Here is a 24,363-nt window from a genome sequence, read left to right as displayed (position 1 = left end):
GGGCTATGGACGGGCTTCATGCGGCGCAACTTGCGCTGCGCATCGCTCTCGCGGCGGTCTTCGCGTTCATGGGGGTACTGCACTTCGTGCCGGCCGGTGCCCGCGCGATGCGGGCGATGATCCCGCCGCCGTTACGCCAACCCGGCTGGCCAGCCGCCCTCGTCGCGATCACCGGAGTGTGCGAGATCCTCGGCGCGATCGGGTTGCTCGTCCCGTGGAACGGGGTGCGGCTTGCCGCCGGCATCTGCCTCGTCGTGTTCCTGATCGCGGTGTTCCCCGCCAACGCCTACGCCGCGCGCGACCCCGAACGATTCGGTCGGATCGCCATCCCCTTCTGGCCGCGCCTCGGCATCCAGGTTCTTCTGATCGCGCTCGTACTTCTCGCCGCCTGGCCCCTGGGCTGACGAAGCGGCTACAGCGTGAGGGGTGGCTGGATCGCGCCGACGAGGGTGACGACGCCGAAGTAGAGGGCGAAGGATGCCGCCAGCGCAACGGTGAGGATGAGGGCTCGGGCGAACGGCGGGCGACCCCGGCCCAGCAGCAGCGCGACAAGATAGAGCGCCGGCGGGATGGCGACCGCGAGGATGAGCAGCGGCCAGGGCACCGCGTCGCCGATCCCGTAGGCCTCGTAGACGGGTGGGAGCGCTGCGAGATTCGAAACCGGCCCGAACAGGGCGAGTGCGAACAACACCGCGAAGACGATCGGGATGAGGATCACGACATGCCTCCGGCGAGCTCGAGCGCTGCGAGGAACTGCAACACAAGCGGCCACGGCACGAGCGCCCCGAATCCGAGGGCGAGCCAGCCGACCCGCACGAGCGGGCGGTGCCCCTTCGTGAGGGTGAGGGTCGCGGCGAACCACAGCGGGGCGGCGAGCATCGCGAGGAACTCGCCGAACTGCCACAGGATTTCGCCGAACAGCGACGCCGAACCCGACGAGAGTTGTTGCACCGCGAAGATCCAGCCGACCGTGACCGCCAGGTAGGGCACCAGGAAGACTGCCGTCGCGACGGATCGGCCCCGGGATCCGGCTGCTTCCTCGGGTTCGACCTCGGCAGCCGCGGTGACCGGTTCGGGTTGCCGCAGACGCGGGGCGGCGCGCCCCTGCTCGTCGTCGCCCGCCCAGCTCAGCGCATCCTGGTCGTCGCCCAGATCGTCGATGTCTTCAGCCCGAGCCACCCGTTCACGCTACCGGGCGTTCGGGCGCTTCACGACCCGCACGACCCGGCGGAAGTCGCGCAGGTTCACGGCGACCGTCAACTGGTGGCGCCGCGCGAGGATCACCGCGACGACGATCGCGGCGAGCAGCGGCAGCCCGCCGGCGACGGCGAAAGCCACCGTCATGCCGAACACCTCGGCCACCCAGCCGATGACCAGGCCGCCGGCCGCCTGGCCGCCGATGAGCAGCACGAGGTAGATCGCCATCACGCGCCCGCGCACCGCCGGATTGGTCGAGAGCTGCACCATCGACTCCGCGCCGATCGCGAACATCAGGCGAAACACTCCGAGGGCGACGATCGCGGCAAGGAACACGCCGTAGACGGGAACGACCCCGGCGAGCACGATGGCGAGACCGTAGGCACCGGTCAACAGGGCGATCGACCGCAATCGCACCGACCGCCGCCGCGCCGACGCGATCGCTCCGACGACGGCGCCGACTGCCGCGAGCGAGGTGTAGAGCCCGTATCCGGTCGACCCGGAGTCGAAGCCGCGTTCGCCCGCCGCCGCCGTGAACAGCACCGGCAGCGTCATTCCGAAGGTCGCGACGAACCCAACGAGCACCATCGGCCAGAGGATCGTCGGTTTGCCGACGGCGTAGCGCACCGCGAACCCGACCCCACCCGAGCCTTCGGCGGGCCGCGCGACGGCAGACAGCTCGCGGGCGCGGAACAACGCGAACGCCAGGATGCTGACCAGCGTCGCCAGCGCCGCCACTCCGATCGACCAGCCTGAGCCGACGAAGGCGATGAGGATGCCGCTGATCGCCGGTCCGATGAGGCCGCCGACATGGAACACCGTGGCGTTGAGACTCATCGCGGTGCGCAGGCGCCCGGGCTCGACAATCTGGCCGATGAGCGCGCTGCGGGCCGGGTTCTCGAGCGCGCCCGCGACGCCCGACACCGCGGCGACGAGATAGACGTGCCACAGCTCGGCGGCGTCGAGGATGGCCAGCACCGCGAGGGTCGCGCTGCCGAGAAACGCGACGGTCTGGGTGAGCAGCACGATCGCCCGGCGCGAGAAGCGATCGGCGATCACCCCCGCGAACGCGCCGAAGACGAGCGTCGGGCCGAACTGCAGCGTGATCGCGAGACCGACGAGCGCGAGGTTGCCGGTGAGTTCGAGCACGAGCCAGTCGACGGCGATGCGGGTCATCCACATCGAGAGGCTTGTGAAGAAGATCGACGTGATCAGCAGCCGGAAGTTGCGCACCTGGAAGATCGTGAGAACGTCACGTCCCGAGGGGCGACGGGTCTGGACGGGGATCGGTGCGGTGAGGGCCGGGTCACTGCCGCCGAGACTCACCGAACAACCCCTTCCGGACGTCCAGCCTACGCCTGGTCTCGACACGCGCCTTCGGCGCTACTCGACCACCGAGAGGGGTCGCGCCTTCGCGGCTACTCGACCACCGAGGGGGTGGTGGCGGCGCGCCAGCGGGCGAGCAGTTGCTCTTCGGAGTCGATGCGGTCGGGTTCGAGAACGCGGTCGTCGGCGACGAAGTAGAAGGCCGCATCGATGCGGTCTTCGGGAATGCCGGCCCATCGGGAGTAGGCGAGCCGGTACAGCGCGAGCTGCAGTTGCTTGCGCTCGAGGTCGGCGGCATCCTTTGGCGCACGTCCGGTCTTCCAGTCGACAATGCGCACCCGGCCGCCCGGCTCTTCGTAGACGGCGTCGATCTTGCAGATGATGACGCGGTCGTCGAACGGCAGGTGGATCTCGCGTTCCACCTCGAGCGGACGCCGCTGCGCCCACTCCGAGGCTTCGAACTTCGCCCGCAACGCCTCCAAGTCGGCTCCCCCGGCCTCGCCTCCGGCATCCACCTCGGCGCTCAGCGCGTCGATCTCCTCCGCCCCGGTGCCGAACCCGAAGCGCTGCTCGACCCAGGCGTGGAAGAGCGTGCCGAGCCGGGTCGCCGAGAACGGGCGCTCGGGCATCGGGCGTCGCAACTCGCCCGCGACGCGGTCGGGTTCGGTGACGTAGTCGTGGAACCGGGATGCCGGAACGCGCGTCGGGATCGTCACCTGCGTCGCGGCGAGCCGGGCTTCGCGCTCGGCGAGCAGCAGCTCGAGGTCGCGGGTCCATGCTCCGGCGAGTTTCGGCTCGGCCGTGCGCACCTGGTCGGCGGCCCACTCGACGGCCTGCCGCCGCGGGCCGAGCGGATCGAGCGGCCAGACGATGCGTTCCAGGTCGTCGCCGAGCGGGTTCTCTGTGTGCGCGCTCGCCTCGGGCACCGCGGGAATCAGCCCGGCATCTGCGAGGTCGCGCAGGAACACGCTGGGTTCGCGCGGCTTGGTCTGCGTCGCCCAGAACGACCCCGACAGCAGCAGATGGTGCCGGGCGCGGGTCACGGCGACGTAGGCGAGCCGACGCTCCTCGTCGAGGGCGCGCTGCCGCACCCCGGCGCTGAACCGCTTCTGCTCGTCGAGAAGTTCCTTGCGGGTCGAGACCCCTTCCCACGCGAAGTGCGGCAACTCGGCGGCGTCGCCGCGCAGCGGCCACGGGTACTGCCCGAAGCCGAGCCAGCCCTGAAACCCCTCGCGCGGCTTCGACGGAAACTCGTCGGTCACCAGCCGCGGCACCGCGACGACATCCCATTCCAGGCCTTTCGCGCCGTGCACGGTGAGCACCTGCACCGTGCCGGGTTCCGGGGGTTCGGGTCGCGGCGAGAGGTCTTCTCGCAGCTCGGCTTCGCGCAGCCAGCCGAGGAAACCCGACAGCGTCGCGATCTCGGCGATCGCCAGGTACCCCGAGAGAGCGTCGGCGAAGGCGTCGAGGTTCGCCGGCCCAAGCACCCGGTGCTCGTTCGCCGCCACCTCGATGTCGAGCCGCAGCTCGTGGATGACGAGGGCCACCAGGTCGGGCAGGTCGAGTCGCACGCGGGCCCGCAACCGCGCGAGGGTGGCCCCGGCATCCCGCAGCCGTTCAAGGCCGACGTCGGTGAAGTTCTCGAGCGCGACGTGGCCCACGGGAGCCGTGGCGAGGAAGTCGAGGCCGTCGACGATCGAGCCGCCCTCCCCCGGCGCGACGGCGGTGTTCAGCAGTTCGCGCACCTCGTCGTCGTGCTTGCGCTGGGTGTGATCGCGCGAGCGCAGCCAGGACGCAAGCCGGTTGAGCGCGTGCAGGTCGGCGACCCCGACGCGGAAGCGCGAGCCGGCGAGCACCCGAAGAAGCTGGATGCCGGCGGCCGGGTCGTCGATCGCCGACAGGGTGCACACCAGGTCGGCGATCTCGGGCTCGGCGAGCAGCCCGCCGATGCCGAGCACGTGGAACGGGATGCCGCGCTCGCGCAGGGCGGCGAGGAAGTACGGCTGGGTCGCCCGCGCCCGCAGCAACATGGCCGCGCTCGTGCGCGCATCGACCCGAGCCGCGAGCCACTCGGCGACGGCTGCGGCCTCGTCGGCGACGGTCTCGGTGAACGCGACCTCGACGGGTCGCTGGGTGGCGACGGGGCTCGCGGTGAGCGGTTCGACCGCGACGCCTCGCCCGACGAACGGCGCGACGAGGTGATTCGCCGCGTCGAGGATGCCGGTGCCGTTGCGCCAGCTCGTCGAGAGGGCGAAGCGCGCGTCGGCCTCAAAGAGCTCAGCGAACTGGTCGAGGTTGGCGGCACTCGCGCCGCGCCACCCGTAGATCGACTGGTTCGGGTCGCCGACCGCCATCACCGCGCTGCCCCGGAACAGCTCGGCCAGCAGCTGGGTCTGCACGACCGAGGTGTCCTGGTACTCGTCGAGCAGCACGACCCGGTAGCGGTCGCGCAGGTCGGCGCCGAGGGCGGGCTGCTTCTGCGCGATTCGCAGCGCGAGGGCGACCTGGTCGGCGTACTCGACGACCCCACGACGTACCTTCTCGGCGTCGTACTCGGCGGCGAGGTCGGCGAGCACCCCGAGCGCGCCGAGTTGTTCGGCGAGTTCGACGGCCGGCAACCGCTCGAAGCGGTCGACCGGATCGGATGTCGGCAGCTCGCCGAGCGCCCCGAGCCGGGCGGCGAGGTCGCGCAGGTCGTCGAGGTCGCCCGCGTGCTCGGCGACACCGCGGGCGACGGCGAGCACGGCCTTGGTGAGTGCATCGAGGTTCTTGCCGAGGTCGGGAAGCCGCGCATCCTTGCTACGAATCACGACGCCCCGCGCGAGCTGCCAGGCCGCCGCTTCCCCCAACACCGGAGCGTCACCCTCCCGCCCGAGCAGGATCGCCGAATCGCGGTAGAGGGTGTTGGCGAACGAGTTGTAGGTCGCGACGGCGGGGGCGTCGAAGACATCCCCCGGCGGCAGCAGGCCAGCACCGCTCAGTCCGGCGCTGTCGAGTTCGGCGATGCGTTCGCGGATGCGTGAGCCCAGTTCGCCCGCCGCCTTCCGGGTGAAGGTGAGCCCGAGCACCTGCGCCGGTTCGACGATTCCGTTGGCGAGCAGCCAGAGCACCCGGTTCGCCATCGTCTCGGTCTTGCCCGACCCGGCGCCGGCGACGACGAGTGCGGGGGCGAGCGGCGCCTCGATCACCGCGCGCTGCTGCGGCGTCGGATGCTGCGGCGGCATCCCGCGCACCTCGGCGAGGGCGTCGGCGATGTCGATCGACGAAACAGTCACGGCCCGCTCACCGCCCCGACGCGATGCAGGCGGAGTTCGGGAACGGCACCGAGACCGTACCCGCCGACCTCCAACACGCCTTCGAAGGATGCCGCCGCCATGCCGATCGCCACCTGCCGGATGCGCTCGCGGAAGGCTTCCAATCCCTCGTCGCCGAGCGGCGCCTGCACGCCTTCCCGGTACTTCTTGCCGCCGACCCCCGACTTGACGTAGAGCAGTTTCGCGCCGCCCGGCTGGTGGTCGCCGAGGTCGGCCAGCACGTCGTCGAACAGCCCGGCCCGGTAGGCGAGCTGGTAGGCACCGAGTTGCGCGACCGCGTCGATCTTCGCCTGGTTCGTCACCGGGCTGCCGGTCTTCAGGTCGACGATCACGACGCTGCCGTCGGCCGCGCGTTCGACCCGGTCGATCGTGCCGCGCACGGTCGCCCGGTCGATCTCGAGCTCGAACTTCTTCTCGGCGCCGACCACGACCCCGCCCCCGGTCGCGAAGTCACCGAGGTAGGCGGCGATGCCGTCGGCGAGCACCCGGGCGCTGCGCCGGTGCTGCTCGGCCAGCCACGGCGACTCGAACAGCAGTTCGCCCCAGCGCTTCTCGACCCGCTCCCACACCGCCGTCGCGTCGGGCGACTCGGCGGTCTCCATCGCCCAGTGCAGAATCGTGCCGACATCCATCAGCGTCGTCGACGACGAGCCACCGATCGTCTCGAGGAACCAGTCGAGCGGCGACTCCTCGAAGCGCTCCAGCCGCGAGGGCGAGATCGGCACCTGCACCCCGTCGAAGAGGGGGCTTTCACTCGAGATCCGTAACAAACCGTGCCACTCGTCGGGGCTCGCTCCCGGCACGCCGAGTTCGGCGAGATGAGCGAGAGAGGATGCCGCCGCGCTTCGGGTGCGCGGGTCGACTCCGCGGGAAGTCAGCAGCCGGCGCAACCGACCCGTCGTGCCCCGAAGCGTGAGGGGCGACCCCTCGGCGAGCAGAGGAGTGTCGGGCGGCAGTAGGTCGATGAGCACGCTGCGGGACTCGTCGTCGTTGACGACCGCCGCGAGCAGCACCCGCTCGCGCGCCCGGGAGACGGCGAGCGCGAACATCCGCAGCTCGTCGTCGAGCACGAGCCGTCGTTCGTCGAGCACGCCCTCGTCACCGGCATCGGCTCGGGCGAGCGCTTGCGGCGACAGCAGGGTGCCGCGGGGTCGCCGGTTCGGCCAGGCGCCCTCTTGCAGTCCGGCGACGACGACGGTGTCGAACTCCAGCCCGACCGCGCCCGAGGGTGTCGTGACCAAGACCGCGTCGTCGCTGCGGGTGGGCACGATGAGGTCTTCCGACACTTCGGCATCACGCAGCTCGGCGAAGAACTCGCTCGCGGCGACATCCGGCCGGCGTTCGGCGAAGCGCTTCGCGGCGGCGAACAGCCCCACGATGCCGTCGAGGTCGCGGTTGGCCTCCGCGGCCGCGACCCCGGCGCCGAGCGCTTGGGCGCGCCAGGGCTTCGCGAGACGACTGCGTTCCCAGGCGAGCCAGAGCAGCTCTTCGGCGGTCGCGGTCGGCTCGGCGGTGCGGAGGGCGTCGAGGGTGCCCGCCAGACGCTCGGCGGTGCGGGCGACGGGGGCGTCGATCGTGGAGAACCGGCCCGGAGCGGCGAGCGCCTCGACGAGCAACTCGCCACTCGGGCGCGCCCCACCCGCTCTTGCCTCGTCGGTACGCAGGGCGATCTTCAGGCGGCGCAACCCGATCGGGTCGAGTCCGCCGAACGGCCCGGTGAGCAGTTCGGCAGCGACGTCGGCGGTCAGGCGGAGTCGCCCGGTGCCGGCCTCGACGACCGCGAGCAGGGCGCGAGCCGCAGCGTCGTCGCGCAGAGCGAGCCCGCCCCCGCCGGTGCGGGTCGGCACCTCGGCGAGCGCGAGGGATCGGGCGAGCGCCGGCACGGCGGCCCCGCTGCGCACGATCACGGCGAGCCGGTTCCACGGCACCCCGTGCAGCACGTGCTCTTCACGCAGGGCTCGCGCGATCACGGCGGCAGTGCGGGCCGCCGTCGGGGCTTCGATTCTCGCGAGTGGCGGACGGGCCAGGGTGAGGCGGTCGGCAACGGCTCGGCGCTGGGCACCCGCGGCCGCCGTGCCGATGCGCTCGGTCACGGTCCCTGTGAATGCGCGGAGCACGGCGTTCGACCGGTGCACGTGTTCCAGCACGAGAGTCGCCACCGCCGAGGGGCCGAGTTCGGCGACGCCGAGCACACTCGCCAGGCGACCCAGCGCATCCGGCTCTCCCCCGCGGAACGCGTTCGTCGCGACATCGGGATCGCCGAACGCGATCACCGGGATGCCGCGTCGCACGAGTGCGGCGAGCAGACCGAGCGTCGCCTCGGTGGCTTCGGGAAGGTCGTCGATGACGACGAGCCGCAGCCCGGCGACCCGCTCGCCGCCGCCGCCGGCATCCAGGGTGGCGATCGCGAGCCGCGCCAGTTCGGCGGGGTCGCGTTGCTCGGGACGTGCCGAAGCGACGACATCGAGGTACTCGTCGAAGAACTCCCCCGCCGCCACCCACTCGGGGCGATCGGTCGCACGACCCAGCTCGCTCAGGCGCCGCGGGTCGATGCCCTGCTCGGTGGCGCGGGCGAACAGGTCGCGCAGTTCGGAGCGGAACCGCCCCGTGCGCCGCACCTCGGGCGTCAACGGTTCGGGCCACGCCGGGCCGGAACCGGCGGCGATGTGGCCGTCGAGCAGCGTCGCGAGGTCGGCATCCTGTTCGGCGCCGGTGACGAGCCGCGGTGGAGTCTCCCCCGCCGCCCGGGCCGTCACGCCGACGATCTCGTAGGCGAGCGACGGTGCGGTGCGCGCGAGCGGCCCATCGGTGGCCACCCCGAGCCGCACGGCGATCTGGTCGCGAAGCCGGGTCGCCGCCGCGCGCGCCGAGGTGAGCACGAGCACCGACCGCGGGTCCCACCCGCGTGTCAGGACCCGATCGGCGACCAGTTCGACGATCGTCGTCGTCTTACCCGACCCCGGTGCTCCGAGCACTGCGGCAGAGGCCCCGTCGGGCAGCTTCACGACAGCGAGCTGCGACGCGTCCAGCGCCACTCCCGCGGGTTGAGTAGCGCCCGGCTCCGCCGGATGCGTTTCGAAACCCAACCCGCTCACTCAGCCGAAGATATCCGCCACCGCCGACCCGGCATCCGTCGCTCGCGTTTCCGCCTCGGGCGAACCGGGTCAACCGCGCCCGGCCCGCGCATTACTCTGAACCTCGTGGACATTCGCATCGGTATCGCCAACTCGCCCCGTGAACTGAGCTTCGAGTCGTCGCAGACGGCCGTCGAGGTGGAGAAGATCGTGTCGGCTGCGCTCGACTCCGACGCCAAGTTCATCAAGCTGAGCGATGACAAGGGCAAGGTGTACATCGTGCCCGTCGCCTCGTTCTCGTATCTCGAGGTCGGCAGCGAGTCGAGCCGCCGCGTCGGCTTCGTCGCCTAGCGCCCTTCCGCACCCGGGAGATCACCATGGAAATGGAAATCGTCTACGTCACCGTCGTCGGCGCCGGAATCGGCATCCTGCTGCGCTACCTGTTGCCGGGCCGCGAGGTCTACGGCGTCGCCCTGATGCCCGCTCTCGGTGCGGCGGTGACTGCCGCCACCTGGGCGGGTCTCACCTGGCTCGGCTGGAAGGCCGACGGCGGATGGATCTGGCTCGCCGCTCTCGGTGCCGCGACCGTCGTGCCGCTCGTCGTCGCGCTGATTCTGAGCAAGCGCCGTCAGGCGGCCGATGCCCGCCATCTGCATGCTCTGTCGGGCGGCCGACTCTCGGGCGGTAAGGCCTAAGCCCTGCTCGAAACGCTCAGGCCGTGAGGCCGAGGGCATCCATCCGGCGGGTGTGTGCCGCGATCAGTTCGGTGAAGATCGGCTCGACCCGCGCCTCACCGTCGGCGCGCTGTTCGAGGTGCAGGGCCGAGCGGGCGACGAGCATCGTGTCGCCGACGAGGCGGCGGCCCCACATCGCGAGGCGGGATGCCAGGCGTGGGTTGCCGTCGATCGCTTCGCGCAGCTCTTCGACGAGCAGGTCTTCGGCCTCGTCGTCGGAGAGCAGCGCCGAGATGCGGTCGGAGAGTCCGCCCGGCAGCCCCGCGGCGAGTCCGGCGAAGAAGTCGAGTAGAAACCCCGAAGTCAGGTAGCAGGTGATGAGAATCTCGTGCCAGTCGTCACCCTGCGTGCGGCGCTGAAAGTCGTCGAGCATCGGGCGGTAGGGCTCCATCGCCTCCGACGAGTCGATGCGGCGTGATTCCAGCTCGGCGAGCACCGCCTCGTGGATCTCCAGCACCTCCGCGGCGACGCGTCCCAGGCGGCTCTTGCCCGACACCGTGGGGGCCACCGCGGCGCCGCGTCCGAGGTTCTCGAACAGCACGAGCGTGAGATAGGCGAGCTGACCCAGGTAGGCTTGCGCATCGGGGGCGAGTTCGGCGAGTTCGACGCGTGTGGCCTCCACGGCCTCCGATCGGACCGGCCGGGTCACACCTCGGGCGCGGATCCGTCTCCGACGCAGCCAGCCCAACACGTAAACCAGCCTACTGTCCGCGGGATCACCCTGATCCCGGGTGCGAAGTAGGCACCGAAGACAGACAGGCCAATCTTTTGAATAGCAGTGCCCCTTTGACTTTCAGTGATCTCGGGATCGAGCCTGACATGGTCGACGCGCTCGCCGAGAAGGGCATCATCGAGCCCTTCCCGATTCAGAGCCAGACCATCCCGCTCGGCCTCTCCCGGCAAGACATCATCGGCCAGGCCAAGACCGGCACCGGCAAGACCTTCGGGTTCGGGCTGCCGCTCATCCAGCAGCTCGGCCCCGACCCGGAGCCCGGCGTGAAGGCGCTCGTGGTCGTGCCGACCCGCGAACTCTGCGTTCAGGTGGCCGAAGACCTCGAGCTCGCCGCATCGAAGCGCCCCACCAAGATCGTCGCGATCTACGGCGGCAAGGCATACGAGGGTCAGGTCGAGCAGCTCAAGGCCGGCGCCCAGATCGTCGTCGGCACCCCCGGTCGCCTGCTCGACCTCGCCGGGCAGCGCCTGCTGTCGTTCGCGAACGTGAAGATCATGGTGCTCGACGAGGCCGACAAGATGCTCGACCTGGGCTTCCTGCCCGACGTCGAGAAGCTGTTCGCGCAGACCCCGCCCGACCGGCACACGATGCTGTTCTCGGCGACGATGCCCGGCCCGGTCGTCGCCCTCGCGCGCCGGTTCATGAACCGGCCCATCCACATCCGTGCGACCGACCCGGATGAGGGCCTCACCCAGGCGAACATCCAGCACCTCGTCTACCGCGCTCACTCGCTCGACAAAGACGAGGTCGTCGCCCGCATCCTGCAAGCCGAGGGCCGCGGCAAGACCGTGATCTTCACCCGCACGAAGCGCGCCGCCCAGAAGCTCGTCGAAGAGTTGAGCGACCGCGGCTTCAGCACCGCCGCCGTGCACGGCGACATGAGCCAGGAGGCGCGCGAGCGCTCGATGGCGTCGTTCAAGGCCGGCAAGAAGGAGGTGCTGGTCGCCACGGATGTCGCGGCGCGCGGCATCGACGTCGACGACGTGACGCACGTCATCAACCACACGATCCCCGAAGACGAGAAGACCTACCTGCACCGCGCCGGCCGCACCGGCCGCGCCGGCAAGACCGGCATCGCGGTCACCTTCGTCGACTGGGCCGACATGCACAAGTGGGCGCTCATCAACCGCGCCCTCGAGATGGGCATCCCGGAGCCGACCGAGACCTACTCGTCATCGCCGCACCTCTTCGAAGAACTCAACATCCCGGTTGGGGCGAAGGGTCGGCTCAAGATGACCCCGGCGGCTCCGCACCTCGAGCGTGAGCCCCGCGCCGCCTCGAGCGAGTCGGGTTCGGGCGAGCGTCCGCCGCGGCAGCGTTCGCGTTCGCGCGGTGGGTCCGGCGGCGCCGGCACTTCGACGGGCGCGCCGCGTCAAGAAGGCGGCGGCACGCACGACGGTGGCAGCACCACTGCGCGCAAGCGCACGCGTCGTCGCCGCAGTGGCTCCGGCGGTGGCGCCGCCACCCCGCCCGCGGCCTGAACTGTCCCCGGTGGCGCGCACCCCGCGCCGTCTTGTCTCTATCGGACCGGTGGCGACTGAGGGAGCCAACTCGACCCCGAAGGGGCCCCGCCACCCCCCCAGGACGTGTTGCAGAGCGCGCACTGGTAGGCGCCGCCAGAGGTGCGCGAATGCATGTCGTAGTTTTCACACATCGGGCACTCTGCGAATCCGAATTGCTCTCCGCTAGCTCCGGGCTCGGCCATCGGCACAGTATCGCCCATCCGTTGGGCAGCCCCAAGCCCGCCGCAATCAGGCTGTGGCACGCAAGCGGCTCCGACCGACCGCGCGCCAGACCTGATCCGGATCGATCCATCGCGGGGCCAGTAGTTCGGGTAGCCCGTTGTTCATCCGCATCCGATACTCACCGCGATGCAGCAGATGGTGATGGTACGGACAAAGCAGGGTGCCGTTGTCGATATCGGTGGGGCCACCTTCCGAGACCGGGATCACGTGGTGGGCGTGAGTCCAGGATGGGGGCGACGTGCACTGGGGCCAGACGCAGCCGCCGTCTCGGACGGCCAAGGATCTTCGCTGGGCGGCGGTGAAGTAGCGTCTTCGCTCGCCCTGGAAGAGCGGTTGGCCGTTCTTGCCCGTGATGTGCAGGCGGTAGCCCGCGTCGCACGCGATCTCTTGGGCCGTCGCGGCGGAGATCGCCTCGTCGACGTCGTCGAGGAAGGCGTGACCGACCCCGGAGGCGAGCGCGTCGAGTGACACGGTGACGTTGACCGTCGCGATCGAGTGCAGGGATCCGGTCGCCTGGGCGTCGGCGCGGATGCCGGCCTGCAGCAGCCCGATGAACGCGTCGAACGACTTCTGCGGGCGCGTACGGCGGTCTTCGCCGAAGACGCCGAGCCCCTCGCAGTCGACGTCGGGATCACCCTCGGCGACGAACCGCGGCTGCCGGTACGGCGAGGTGCGTTCGCTCGCTGCCGCCCGCATGATTGCGGCGGCGTTCGGATCGGCCCAGCCGTGGAACGGCGTCATGCCATCGACCTCGCGACCGAAGCGCAGCTCTCGGCGCGCCCGCAGCTCCTCCTCACGAGGCTCGGCACCGTCGGGGTCGAGGGCCTCGCGCCACAATCGTGCCTGCACCGCGACGAGGTCCGCAGAATCCACCCGGGCCGCCGCAACGAGATGCTCCTCTGCAGCCTCGAGGTCAAGAGGTGACGCGTGCGCGGAAGCCTGGCCGAGCGCCCGGGTGATCGCCCAGGCCGCGTCGACTCCGATCTCTCCGCGCTCGACAGCCGCACCGGCGATCGCGAACTGCGCGGTCAGTGGCGAGCCGTCAAGCGCGCACCGCGGCGCCAACACCGACCCGAGCTGGGCCCGGCGCGCCGCCTCCCGCGCCGACACCCGGGCGATGCGTTCCAGAAGTTGCGCCGCCGTTCGGCACCCGTGCCGCCGCGCCAACCCCGCCTCACCGAGTTCCGGGCGGGACCTCCGCGCCAAGTCGGCAGCGCTCTCGACCCGCATCGCGTCGATGAGCCGACCGGCTTCTTCGACCACGGCCGCCCGCTCGCACGACTCTTCATCGGTGAGCCCCCGCGCATCCGAACGCACGGCGTCGCGCAACAGCGCGATCACCGTATCGAGGTCGGGGGCTTCCGTCATGCCAACACTGTGACACCACCCACCGACATCGCCTTTTCCCTGATCAGAGGCGCCTTTTGTTGTGGATAACTCTCCGCCGACGACCCTGTGGAGGACTCGAGGCGCCGAACCTTCCGGCCTCTAGCTCGGGTGGAGCTCGACGATCAACTCGATCTCTACCGAGATGCCGAACGGCAAGCTGCCGACCCCGACAGCCGAACGAGCGTGGCGCTCGCCGAAAATCTCAACGAGCAGGTCGGAGCAGCCGTTGATGACCGCCGAGTGCTCGGTGTACTCGGGCACGGCGTTCACCATCCCCAGCAGCTTCACTACTCGGCGGACGCGATCGAGCGATCCGAGCAAATCACGCAGGATCGCGAGGTGATGGAGCCCGACGAGCCGAGCATGCTCGGCCGCCTGCAGGGTCGAAACGTCAGCGCCAACCTTGCCCTTGGGGATGTCGCCGTTCGCATCGACGGGCACGGTTCCCGATAGATAGACCATGTCGCCAACTCGAATCGCGTTCGCGTAGTTGGCGGCCGGTGGTTTCACCTCGGGAAGCACCAGGCCGAGTTCGAGGATGCGCTGCTCCACCGAGTCTCTGTGCTCATTCACCGCGTTACTCCGCATCTTCCGGTCGGCGCGACCCGCGCTGTTCGGACGCGACCTCGGCGACACTCGGCGCCGTCCCACCCCGCCGAACCGGCTGCCACCACTTGCCGGCACCGTCCACGGGGTAGATGTCCTGCAGTTCGTCGGTGAGCTGCTGCAGGGTCGCCCGCAAGGCATCCGAGGCGTCATGGATGTCAGCGTCGGCCGCGACATCCACCGGCGAGCCGATCTTCACATACACCGGCACGCCCACGCGGTCGCGCGCCTTGCTCTTCGCGCCATTGGCGAGGATGCGGTGGGCGCCCCAGACGGCGACCGGGATGAGCGGCACCCCGGCGGCTTGAGCGAGCCGCACCGCTCCTGCCTTCAGTCGCTGCACCTCGAAACTGCGACTCACCGTCCCCTCGGGAAACACCCCCACGAGCTCGCCGTCGCGCAACGCCGTCACGGCCGCGTCGTAGGCGTGCGACCCCGCGGAACGGTCGACCGGGATGTGCTTCATGTTGCGCATCAGCGCGCCGAGCGGCCAGCCCTTGAACGCCCCCTTCTTCGCCATGAAGCGGATGCGGCGGCGATTCGCGAGCCACGTCACCCATTCGACGATCGCGAACTCGAGATATCCGAAGTGGGTGACCGCGATCACGGCTCCCCCGTCGACCGGCAGGTTCTCGCGGCCCGCCACCCGCAGCTTCACCCGCAGGGTGCCGAAGAGCAGCCGGCCGATGCCGATCGCCCCGGTGTAGATGGGCTCGTTGCGATAGCGACGCACAGTTCAGGGTAGGCCGTCAACCGTGGACGTCGTGAGGTGCGTCGTGGGAGTGTAAAACCCCGGCGGAAGGACGTAACATGCGCACCCTCGGCACCATCGCCCTCGCGGCAACCGCACTGCTGCTCGCGGGCTGCACCGCGCCCGGCGGCACCCCCGAGCCCGATCCCGACGTGCCACCGGCCGCCGACGCCCCGTGCATCGTCGGCACCTGGCAGCTCGATGTCGCCGACTACGCGGCCCAGTCGGAGGCCTTCGTGCTCGGTTTGGGTCTGCCGATCGAGGGTTTCGGCATGACCGGCGCCGGCCAGATCACCTTCACCGAAGACGGCCTCGTGTCGACCGACATCGAGTTGACGACGACCGGCACGATCGTCGCCGGTGACACGATGGTGCCGCTCAACCAGCCGTCGGCATACTCGGGCTCCGGTGATTGGTCGGTCGGTGCCGTCGACGACACGATCGACCTGGCGAACTGGGCCAACGTTCCCGACCCCGACGTGCCGGTAAGCCCCGACGGCCCCCCGGTTCCCGCGATCGACTACACCGACATCCCGACCGTCACGGCGGCGTGTTCGGCGAACGATCTGGTGTTGCAGGGCCCCGACGCACCGCTGTCGGCCCTCTGGCACCGCTGAGCCGGAGCCGCCTGAAGATGGGATTGGCCGGTCACGGTGCGCTTCGACCGCGAAATCCCCCCTTGCCGCGGAGGCCGGGCGGTGCCGATCTGTGATGAGGACTACGCCGCCGCAAGCAGGCCGTGTTCGCGGAGCGTGGCTAGTGCGGTGCCGACATGCTCGGGCGTAAACATGCGCGCTTTCCGCGGCGACCACTCGGCGACCCTTTCGGTGACGTTCTCGTCCGGCCGTCCAGCGGCCTCGTGCGTGGCTACCCAGTGGACAGTGGCGAGGAGCTCCATCCCGTAGGCCGTCTCGAATCCCTCGGCGAGTTGGAGTACCTGCTCCATCCGACTTCGAGTCTCGGGGTGGGCGTCGAGTTCCTGCTCAACTGAAGGCAAAGCGCTCGTCACAGGCTCAAGCGGGACCGCGTCGAGGGCTTTTGCCGTCCCGTCCCCGTAGCCAATCAGGTAGTGCCCCTCAATTTGCGCCAGGACATGTCGAAGATTGTCGGCATACGGGCCGTACCTGTTCGCTTTGAAGTCGAGTCGCAGCGGCTCACCGACGGCCTGCAGGAAATACATCAGCTTCTGCGCCTCGATCAGCGAGGGCGCGTCGAGCGCTTGGCGTGTGTACTTCGTGATGATCCCGACGAGCGCTGCGCGACCCGGGGTCATCTTGGGCTTTGGGGTGTTTACCAGCATGTCGGCGGCCTTAGGCGCGCCCGCTGGCGGGTAGATCCGGACATCGACTTTGGGCAGCGCATCGAACGCGGCACGGATACGCGGCTCAACTTCGGCCCAGTCGAGCCCACCGTTGCCGCAGCCGAGAGGTGGTACAGCGATGGACGTGATGTCGAGATCTCGGACGACCTTCACGAGGTCGACGAGTCCGCTGTCAATGTCGCCGATCCGCGACTTCGCCCGCCAGTGCGCTTTCGTCGGGAAGTTGATGACGTACCGCGGACCGTCGAGCGCCTGGGTCGGCCAGACGTGCATCTGCCCGAGCTTGACCTCGCCACGCTTGGCGGCGGCCGTGTATGCCTTGAACATCTCGGGGAACGCGTTCTTAAACTGCAGGGCGATGCCCTTGCCCATGATTCCCTCGGTGTTGACCGTATTGACGAGCGCCTCGACGGGCGCGGCGAGCAGATTGCCCTTCGCCTCGGTGATCATCGCCTTCACACTCCTACAGATACCAGTCGGGTATGACCTTGACTTGCAAATTCGCGCCATGCTCCGCGAGGATTGCCTGCACTTCCTGAGCCACGATGTCATTCCGTGTGACGATTTCCAGGAAGGAGGGCCATGGCACCCGCCCGTGTACAAGGCACTCTGCCATGCGACGTTCTTTGCCATCGGGGTAATCCCCCCAGTACCTCGCCCGAATGATCTCCCACTCGATGAAGCCGTCGTCGAGAGGGTCCGCGAGATCAACGGATCGGAACGCGGCGACCTCGAGGGCCGCATTTCGATCGGTGATGATCGGTCTGAGATCGTCGGCAACCAGCCTCTCCAAAGTCGAGACGAGGTAGACGAGCCGACCGGTACCAGCCTGATACTCATCAACTCTGCCGTGGGCGATCGCCGACATCATCGGACTGGGCGCCCGGAAGTAGAACGGGGCATAGTCAGCAACAACCCCACCGGGCTCGATCGGGACTTCCCTTCGCCGGCGTCGCTCTTTGATCTCACGATTACCCACCTCGGTGCTCAGCAGGCCCGTCGCCTGCGCTTCCGTGTCGGACAGCAGTCCATGCTGAACAACCGTCGCAAGGTGATCAATGTGGGTGAAGTGCATCACCACCGTGGGCTGCTTGCGACCTGTCATGACAGGACACCCGTCGTAAGTATCCCGGCGCGCACCCAGAGATCGACGAAGCGGCCTCGAGACGGGGTGGGCATCAGCCACCCTCCGCCGCGACGAGAGCTTCGAGGCTCTTCTTCTCGAAGTACCGGAACTTCTGGATGGCATCGGTCATGTTGCCGACGTTGATGACGCCGAGTTCGGTGAGCTTGGCGTAAGACGGTAGCGAGAGCCCAGTGGAGCGCAGGAACAGGTCGGTGTCGAGCGACTCGATGACGTGGGCCAGGCGCTCCTCGCGGAAGTCGGTGAGGTACATGAAGATGAGCACCTTCGCGGAGACCTTCTTCAGCTTTTCGCGGATGTTTCGCCGCTTCTCCGCGATCTCCTTTTTGTGCGGTCGCTGCTCCTGCTTGCTGCCACCGTTCCGCTTCACCTCGCCGAGTTGCTTGGAGCGGGTGACGATTTTCTCCGCCTCCTCGCGGATCGTGCGGAAGTCCTCAATCTGCTCCAGCTCGGCAAGCAGATCCTCGTCCTGGATGAGCCGGTCCATCGTCACGCCGTTGATGTTGTAGAGATCGATGGACTTCCAGCGCCGGGCGAGCGAGTTAGCGCTGATACCGCCGTGCGCCCAGTCGAGGATCGCGTCGACGTCGAGCGACTCCATCTGGCCACCGTCGATGGCGAAGATGGGGAGAAAGTTGATGAGATCACCGAGAACGCTGCGCTGTGTCTCCTTTCGGTCGGGCGAGTTGTTCGCGAGTTCCGTGCCGTAGAGCGCGACGAGCGAGAGCGCGCGGTTCGGGTCGAACTCGAAGACGTAGGCCGTCTCCTTCTGGATGACCTTGTCGATCCTCCATGGCGACTGCACCCGAAACGCCGCCTGGAAATACGACTCGGGTGCCTTGAGGGAGCGGAGCATGAAGATCGAGGTCCACTCCGGGACGGTGACCCCGGTCATGAGCTTGCCGCAAGACAGGGTGATCGACCCGGACTTACCGGAAGCATCAGCGCGCTTGATCGCCTTCTGCAGAGGCTCCAGCGCCTTCGCGCCGACCCCGGCACCCGTGCCGGCCGCCACGTAGATCTCGTACGTCGAGAAGAAGGCGTCCTTTCTCAGCAGCGCCGCCATCGCCTGGCACGAGGCGACGTCGTTCATGTACCAGACGGTGTGCTTGACGGCTTCGGTGAATTCTTCGGCCTGGTACGGAAAGGGGGCGGCCTGCCCTTCGATGATCGTCTTGTCAATCACCTTCTGCCCACGGATCAGCTTCAGGAACTCGGCAACCTGATCGGGCCTCTCGAAGACGTAGCCCTCGCCAACCTTTTTCGCCTTGAAGTAGGCGTTGAGGTTGAAGCCGTCGAACTCGCCGTCCGCTGCCCACTCCGCCGCGGTCTGGCCCATCGAGTAGGTGTACATCCGCATCTGCGGCAGTTCCGCGTACGGGTTCAGCTCGCCCCCCCTGAGCGACCAGTCCCGCTTCTCCCGCTGCTCGTCGATGTAGGTCCAGTTGAAGACCTGGCTGTCGTCGTAGTCTCCGTTCGTGATCGCCCGGAACGGGGTGCCAGACAGGTGCAGGTGACACTTCGTCTTCAGCCGCGTATCCGGCGCCTCGACCACCTCAACGTCCGCGTCGTCGGCCTGGTCGCTCGCCTTCCTGAACAGCTCCGCCCAGGCAGCTTCGGCCTTGTCCTGCGGGTCGTAGACCTCGCGGGCGGCGGCAGTCGATGCGCCGAAGTGGAACTCGTCGATGACCACACAATCCCAGTCGACGATCTGGAGCGTCTCGTTTCGAGGCTTCGGATTGCCTTCGGCATCCCGCCCGAGCACGTCCTGGAAAGAGGCGAACCAGACCGTCGGGCGCCCGCTGTCGAGCTTCGCATCGGCTTCGGCAGTCGGGGTGTCGCGGTCGACGTACTCCCAGTCGATGAAGTCGACGTGGCTCAGCAGATCGTCGCGCCATGCGCCGCGAACCGCCGGCTTATAGGTCAGGACGAGCACCTTCGCCCAGCCCATCTCACACGCGAGTTGGTAGGTAGTGAACGTCTTGCCGAACCGCATCTTCGCATTCCACAGATACTTCGGCGACCCATCCGGGTGAGCGCGGAAGAACGCCGCCGTCTGCTCCACGGCGTCACGCTGCTCCGGCCGCATCGGAAATGTCTGCACACGGGTCGGGCTAAACGGCACGCCGCGCTGGAGCGAGACGACGGCACCCCGGACTTCATCGAGGGTCGCCTCGAACCACTCGCCACCCGCATTCGCGATGCCCGCCTGGGCGAGCACCCGGTGCACGTCGTGATCAGTGAACTCCGTGCCGTCCCCCCGCTCGGCGAGTTCCGAGTCGAACAGGATGTCAACCCCGACGAGGCCAGGAAACGCGGTGTTCACTTGCTGACGCACCCGCTCGATGCCCGGATGCTTCGTCTGGCCGACCTTGATCCAGACATCGCCCTTCGCCCCACCCGGACGGGTCCACGGCTTCGCGTTCCCCGCGTGTGTGTACGCGTAAATGTAATTCGTCACGCGCCGACCTCATCGAGCTCGCTCGAGTGCTCGAGCTCGTCCGGTACCTCGTCCACGACTTCGGCATCAGCCTCGCCGATCGACATGAGGTACTCAGATCGCACTTCAGCGAGAGTCGCGCCGCTTTCGGTCGACCAGAACCACCAGCCGTTGACCGGCTTGCCCAGCACATGCATCCCGGCGCCGCTGGGGGTTGTGAACGGGGTGTCGCCGAGGAAGATGCGCCCGTCCTGGGCGATGACGACCTCCAGGTCGACCGCGACCTCGCGGTGCGCGTTCGCGTTCTTGATGAGTCGCTGCCCGGCGGTGAGCCAGCCCGCATCGACCAGGCTCGCGATATCGACATCAGCGCGGGTGACGATGGCGGCAGCCCGGCCCGGCGTCGAAGAGCCGGTGTGTCCTTCGGGTACCGGCCAGACCGCGATGATCTCCTCGATGAGTTTCCGCGTGCGGACGCGGATCGACTCCTCGTCCCACTCCTCGGGCGCCGAGTTGACGACTTCGTTCGTGAGCAGCACGTCGCCGACTTTTTGCAGTGCGGCCCGCTTCACCGGCCAGGCTTCGTTCGACAGCTTCGAATTGAGCGCCTGTGTGACCAGGGTGAGGTTTCCGAGAGACTGGATGAGCTGCCCGCGTTCGGCCTGCTCAGCGTCATCGAGGTCCGCCGGCCAGTTCTTCGACCAGTTCTGCGGCATGATGTGCTCGATCGTGGCCTTACCACGGATGATCGGTCCCATTGCGAGCTGGGAGCCAACCGGGTAGCCGCGGCGGCGATCTTCGAGGGCCTCAAGAACCATGCGAAGACGGCCACGAAGGTAGCGCCAGTACGCGGTCGTGTCGGTCAGTGCGGCGCGGACCTCGCCGTCGTCGGGCCAGTAGCCGACAGCGGGCGAGTGGAGGCCGGTGAGGAAGGTTTCGAGTGCCGCGGGCAGAGCCTGCGAGTCGGCGCCCGCGAGGTGAGCGAGCAGGTCGACCATCAGGCGGTTCGAGCCGGCTGAGGGTGTCTTGACGAGCGCGCGGCGGACGAACCAGGACTCGAGGATGTCGAGGATGCCTTCGCGGTCAGCGGCGGGTACGGCCTTCTGCTCGGGCTCATCGAGCCAAATTAGGAGAGGGCGCGCGAGTTCGGAGTCGAGCGTGCTGACGCGGTAGGCGAAGAGCTCGACCCGACTGAGCTCGCCGGAGACCTTCTGCGAGCCCTCGATGATCGCTCGATACTTGTCTGCCGCCGCTTTGAGCTGCGGGAGCAGGGTCGTCACGTCGGGGTGTTTCGTCGTCACGTAGTGCTTGAACTGCGCGAACACCTCGCGCGCAGGGAAGTCCTCGCGCGTGCGCGCGGTCAGCCAGTGGTACAGAAACAGCGACGAGCGCGAGTACCGCACACGCCCGGTCTGAACCTCGGCCTCCCAGAACGGCGTCTCAAAGTCCTCCCAGTAGTCGTGATAGGCCTGTTCGGCCTCGGCAGAATCGGCATCGAAGCGCTGGAAGACGAAGTTCTTGATCAGGTCGGCGGCGGTGAGCGGCGTTCCGCGGGCATTCAGTGTCTCGAAGATCGCCTGCGCGTCCTCGGTGGCCTCAAGGCGGATACTCGCGATTTCCAAGCGCTCGGTAACCGTCCCGACGAGTGCCGTCGCGCGCGCATCGGCTTCTGGACCATCGCCGATCCACGCGACGATCTCGTCACGGAAGAACTGGTGTGCGGCGGACAGGCGGGATTGCACCACCGCCTGGTAGTCAATGGGAGTTGGCGCCTCCATGACGGAGAGGAAGCCAGGACGGTCCTTGTTCGTCGGCCAGAGCTTGAACCGGTCGTGCGGAGTCTTCCATCGCGCCTGCGGATTCTCCACAAGCGGCTCCACCGTTTGCGCGAGTGAGCTCCAACCGCGGCCGTCGAGCACGGCGTGCAGCGCGTCCAAGAAGAGCTGCAGCGTCGTGAGGCGTTGCTGCCCATCGATGACGCTCCAGGCGGGGAGCGCTCCGAGCGGCACGGGAACCTGCTGGATGACGATCGCGCCGAGGAAGTGAGTCGCCTGCGGGTTGGGCCCGTGTATCACCTCGACAAGCCGGGTCACGTCTTGCCACAGCGGCAGCCACTGGTTCTCCTTGTTCCAGACATAGGGGCGCTGGAACAGCGGCATGAGCAGCCGCACCGGGTTGTAGAAAACGTCGACCGGCTTGACGACCTCAACCTTCACTCGTCGTCTCCGTCTTCATCCGGTTCGGAAGGAGCGTCGCCTGCCCTGTACTTGCGGCCACCGGGAAGGTGCGTCTCCGGAATCGGTGAGTCGAGGGAGAGGATCAGTGAGCGGGGCTTGATGGATGCCTCAATGTAGTCGATCTCTTCCTTCGAGAACCCGTACCGCTGGTACAAGTCCCCGTCAGTCCACCGTCGTTCCATGTCGAGCATCGGTACGAAGCGGAATCGGTCCGGCGTTACATGCTGAGAGATCTTCCTCTGAAGGACCAGAAAGCGAACGAATTTGGTTGCGAGGTAGTGGGCGAAGTTCTCCGTCTCGTCGCGGGAGTCGAACATTCCGGGGATGAAGTACGTCTGGGTACAGGCGGACCCGGGTGCAAGCGCGATCGGCTCTCCCAACACGACATCAACTATGTTGCCTTCGTCATCGGTCGGAGTATCGCCCGACGACACCATCGGAAGGAGGACTTTCCAGCGGTCGATCCAATCGTGGTTTCGCTCAATCTGGTCGCGTCGGCTATACCCGACTTTGGTCGCGTAGATAAGGGGAACTGCTCCCTCAAACGGCTCTGGAACGCTTCCTGGGTAGTTCGAGCGCATTGTGAGACCGAATGGCTTTGTGACCGAAGAGACGTCCTCAACCCTTCTCGGATCACCGTGGGCTTGCACTTTCCGGACGATGCTCATCGCACGGTTGTCGCGAATCACGACACCGTCGCCTTCGCGAAGATCGCGCATCATCGAAGATCGGACAACACCGTCTACCCGGGTCGAGAACTCGCAGTCGCCGTCGAACTCCCTATCCCACAGGAAGTAAGAGACGCCACCTCGAATCTTCACCTGCGGGAAGACGTCGTAGATCCTCGGGTTGTCGATGAGCTTCCGAATTCTTCGGTCGTTGATCATCCGATCGCGGTACTCATCGAGGCCTTTCCCACCGGCGAACCAGCGAGATGGAGTAATCATGACGACGTATCGGGGATCCATCCGGATAGCTCGCTCAACGAAGAGCTGATAGATGCTCGACGCGGTCTTCCCATGCCCCTCGGTGCCGATCTGGTAAGGCGGGTTGCCAACAATGACATCAAATCTCATGTCCGCCAACTCCTTCGTGGGGTAGGTGCCGTGCAGGAACGAGTAGGCGAAGTTCTCGCGGTTCTCGCGGATGAGGGCCGCCGGGGCGCGGCACACTGTGCAGAGTTTCCCGGCCCGATCAAGGGCGTGCTCGGTGGGAACGAACGGCACGTTTCCCGCCGGCGTATCGAGGCGGACGACGAGGTCCGCGAGCGCCGGATCTTTGACCTCGGTGCCGGTCGCGTTCTTTGTCTGGTACAGCGAACGCCGGGCGATCTCGCCGCTCATCTGCGTGATCGCCGCACCGTAGATCATGTGTCGCAGGATATGGTCGCGGCGTCTGGCGCCGTCAGGCTCCCATACCGCGAGCCCGACCATGAGGCGGCGGGCGACCTCTCGGAGGAACACACCCGACTTCGTCGCCGGGTCGAGCCACCTGTAGTTCGGCTCGGACCAGACGTGTTCGGGGAGGATGTCGAGCATCGCGTTGACGAGCTTCGGATGGGTGTAGACCTCGTCGTTGGGCAGCTGGGCAAGCGTCTCCAGCACGTCGGGAATGTGCGCGGGTGCCGGGTCCGCGATCGTCATGCGCCGAGTTCCGAGTAGTGCACGGTCGGCATCGGGGCGGGTGGCTCGTAGAACAGGTCCATTTCCGGCGGCTCGAGTTCCGACGGCACGCGCTGGAACCGCTCGCCGGGCAGAGGCGTGTACTCAACGAACACGATTCGGTCGGCCGCGTTCAGCGAGTCACCGACGATAACGTTCGTGGCGAGGATCGCCTCCGCTGCCCGCACGAATGGTGCCGAGGCATCCCCGTCATCGAAGGCTGCTGCCGTCGTGGCGATCGCGAGCATCCGCCCTCGGGCCTCCTCGACGTTCTCCTCGCTGATGTCGATGCCGTAAATGCTCGCCAGACATCGCAGCACTGCGAACTCGTAGGCATCGCCCGTCACCGTCGGGTGGATCGCAACGATCTTCCGCTCCAGGATCGCGACGAGGAAGTTGCCGTTGCCGGCGGCCGGCTCGAGAAAACGGGTGTCAACGTCGGCGAAGGCATCCGGGATGAGATCCAGCATCGCGTTCACCTCGCGCGGTTGGGTGTAGACCTCACCGAGATCGCGCACCCGCTCCCGAGATTTGATGTGTCGCGGCTCCGCCATCGCGCTCTCGCTCATCTTCACCCCGACCATGCGATTCATTCTGGCGCAGGACCTCCGACTTTCGGGCCGACGGGGCCGCCCGCAGTTCGGCGAAAGGGCTCCACGTCTTGCACGTCGGTCCCCCGCGACCGCCCGCG

Annotated in this window: 20 protein-coding genes; 5 read left to right on the top strand and 15 right to left on the bottom strand. The window is 67.9% G+C overall.

The annotated features are described in order from the left end of the window. The first annotated feature begins 5 nt into the window (after positions 1-5). A complete protein-coding gene (locus tag WBL06_RS10470; RefSeq protein ID WP_424455940.1) occupies positions 6-404 on the top strand; it encodes a DoxX family protein in 399 nt (132 codons plus the stop codon). An 8-nt stretch (positions 405-412) separates the two neighbouring features. Here the strand turns inward: WBL06_RS10470 and WBL06_RS10465 are convergent, their stop codons facing one another. The 5 genes from WBL06_RS10465 to WBL06_RS10445 all read right to left on the bottom strand — a co-directional run bounded on the left by WBL06_RS10465 (position 413) and on the right by WBL06_RS10445 (position 8,932). Further along, complete coding sequence (locus WBL06_RS10465) at positions 413-718, bottom strand: hypothetical protein (RefSeq protein ID WP_424455939.1); 306 nt, start codon at positions 716-718, stop codon at positions 413-415. Continuing rightward, the gene (locus WBL06_RS10460; RefSeq protein ID WP_424455938.1) at positions 715-1,179 is read right to left on the bottom strand and encodes a hypothetical protein; all 465 of its coding nucleotides are present in this window, start codon (positions 1,177-1,179) and stop codon (positions 715-717) included. Before WBL06_RS10460 ends, WBL06_RS10465 begins: the two co-directional genes overlap by 4 nt. A gap of 9 nt (positions 1,180-1,188) precedes the next feature. Further along, positions 1,189-2,523: an MFS transporter gene (locus WBL06_RS10455; RefSeq protein WP_424455937.1), complete on the bottom strand. Its 1,335-nt coding sequence runs from the start codon at positions 2,521-2,523 to the stop codon at positions 1,189-1,191. A gap of 92 nt (positions 2,524-2,615) precedes the next feature. Next, positions 2,616-5,798, bottom strand: a complete 3,183-nt coding sequence (locus WBL06_RS10450) for an ATP-dependent helicase (RefSeq protein WP_424455936.1) — start codon at positions 5,796-5,798, stop codon at positions 2,616-2,618. Further along, positions 5,795-8,932: an ATP-dependent helicase gene (locus WBL06_RS10445; RefSeq protein ID WP_424455935.1), complete on the bottom strand. Its 3,138-nt coding sequence runs from the start codon at positions 8,930-8,932 to the stop codon at positions 5,795-5,797. Before WBL06_RS10445 ends, WBL06_RS10450 begins: the two co-directional genes overlap by 4 nt. Before the next feature lie 105 nt (positions 8,933-9,037). Between WBL06_RS10445 and WBL06_RS10440 the strand changes: the two genes are divergently transcribed. Both WBL06_RS10440 and WBL06_RS10435 read left to right on the top strand, forming a co-directional pair. After that, positions 9,038-9,262, top strand: coding sequence for a DUF3107 domain-containing protein (locus tag WBL06_RS10440; RefSeq protein ID WP_424455934.1), 225 nt, complete (start codon positions 9,038-9,040; stop codon positions 9,260-9,262). 26 nt (positions 9,263-9,288) lie between these two features. Beyond that, positions 9,289-9,606, top strand: a complete 318-nt coding sequence (locus WBL06_RS10435; RefSeq protein WP_424455933.1) for a hypothetical protein — start codon at positions 9,289-9,291, stop codon at positions 9,604-9,606. A gap of 16 nt (positions 9,607-9,622) precedes the next feature. Here WBL06_RS10435 and WBL06_RS10430 read toward each other — a convergent pair whose 3' ends face one another. After that, positions 9,623-10,267 (bottom strand): ferritin-like fold-containing protein, encoded by a 645-nt coding sequence (locus WBL06_RS10430; protein ID WP_424455932.1) that lies wholly within the window; start codon positions 10,265-10,267, stop codon positions 9,623-9,625. Between the two features lie 164 nt (positions 10,268-10,431). On the opposite strand from WBL06_RS10430, the gene WBL06_RS10425 reads away from it, so the two are divergent. Continuing rightward, complete coding sequence (locus WBL06_RS10425) at positions 10,432-11,859, top strand: DEAD/DEAH box helicase (RefSeq protein WP_424455931.1); 1,428 nt, start codon at positions 10,432-10,434, stop codon at positions 11,857-11,859. A gap of 270 nt (positions 11,860-12,129) precedes the next feature. On the opposite strand, the gene WBL06_RS10420 is transcribed toward WBL06_RS10425, so the two are convergent. The 3 genes from WBL06_RS10420 to WBL06_RS10410 form a co-directional block, all read right to left on the bottom strand. Then, positions 12,130-13,491 (bottom strand): DUF222 domain-containing protein, encoded by a 1,362-nt coding sequence (locus WBL06_RS10420; protein WP_424455930.1) that lies wholly within the window; start codon positions 13,489-13,491, stop codon positions 12,130-12,132. Between the two features lie 120 nt (positions 13,492-13,611). Beyond that, complete coding sequence (locus tag WBL06_RS10415) at positions 13,612-14,085, bottom strand: RidA family protein (RefSeq protein ID WP_424455929.1); 474 nt, start codon at positions 14,083-14,085, stop codon at positions 13,612-13,614. Between the two features lie 4 nt (positions 14,086-14,089). Next, on the bottom strand, positions 14,090-14,851 hold the full coding sequence (locus WBL06_RS10410) for a lysophospholipid acyltransferase family protein (RefSeq protein ID WP_424455928.1): 762 nt from the start codon (positions 14,849-14,851) through the stop codon (positions 14,090-14,092). Between the two features lie 77 nt (positions 14,852-14,928). On the opposite strand from WBL06_RS10410, the gene WBL06_RS10405 reads away from it, so the two are divergent. Further along, entirely contained in the window at positions 14,929-15,486 is a 558-nt protein-coding gene (locus WBL06_RS10405) for a hypothetical protein (RefSeq protein ID WP_424455927.1), read from the top strand. A gap of 101 nt (positions 15,487-15,587) precedes the next feature. Here the strand turns inward: WBL06_RS10405 and darG are convergent, their stop codons facing one another. The 6 genes from darG to WBL06_RS10375 form a co-directional block, all read right to left on the bottom strand. After that, a complete protein-coding gene (gene darG, locus WBL06_RS10400) occupies positions 15,588-16,640 on the bottom strand; it encodes a type II toxin-antitoxin system antitoxin DNA ADP-ribosyl glycohydrolase DarG (RefSeq protein ID WP_424455926.1) in 1,053 nt (350 codons plus the stop codon). Between the two features lie 13 nt (positions 16,641-16,653). Further along, complete coding sequence (darT, locus tag WBL06_RS10395; protein WP_424455947.1) at positions 16,654-17,265, bottom strand: type II toxin-antitoxin system toxin DNA ADP-ribosyl transferase DarT; 612 nt, start codon at positions 17,263-17,265, stop codon at positions 16,654-16,656. Positions 17,266-17,368: 103 nt separating this feature from the next. Next, positions 17,369-19,795, bottom strand: coding sequence for a restriction endonuclease (locus WBL06_RS10390; protein ID WP_424455925.1), 2,427 nt, complete (start codon positions 19,793-19,795; stop codon positions 17,369-17,371). Continuing rightward, positions 19,792-21,990 carry a GmrSD restriction endonuclease domain-containing protein gene (locus WBL06_RS10385; protein ID WP_424455924.1) on the bottom strand — a complete coding sequence of 733 codons (2,199 nt, stop codon included), beginning with the start codon at positions 21,988-21,990 and terminating at the stop codon, positions 19,792-19,794. The genes WBL06_RS10390 and WBL06_RS10385 overlap by 4 nt, the downstream gene beginning before the upstream one ends. After that, on the bottom strand, positions 21,987-23,654 hold the full coding sequence (locus WBL06_RS10380) for an Eco57I restriction-modification methylase domain-containing protein (RefSeq protein ID WP_424455923.1): 1,668 nt from the start codon (positions 23,652-23,654) through the stop codon (positions 21,987-21,989). Before WBL06_RS10380 ends, WBL06_RS10385 begins: the two co-directional genes overlap by 4 nt. Continuing rightward, on the bottom strand, positions 23,651-24,256 hold the full coding sequence (locus tag WBL06_RS10375) for a hypothetical protein (RefSeq protein WP_424455922.1): 606 nt from the start codon (positions 24,254-24,256) through the stop codon (positions 23,651-23,653). Before WBL06_RS10375 ends, WBL06_RS10380 begins: the two co-directional genes overlap by 4 nt. Positions 24,257-24,363: the final 107 nt, after the last annotated feature.

Source organism: Pseudolysinimonas sp., from assembly GCF_049651805.1.
GTDB lineage: Bacteria > Actinomycetota > Actinomycetes > Actinomycetales > Microbacteriaceae > Pseudolysinimonas_A.
This window is presented reverse-complemented; position numbering and strand designations above follow the sequence as displayed.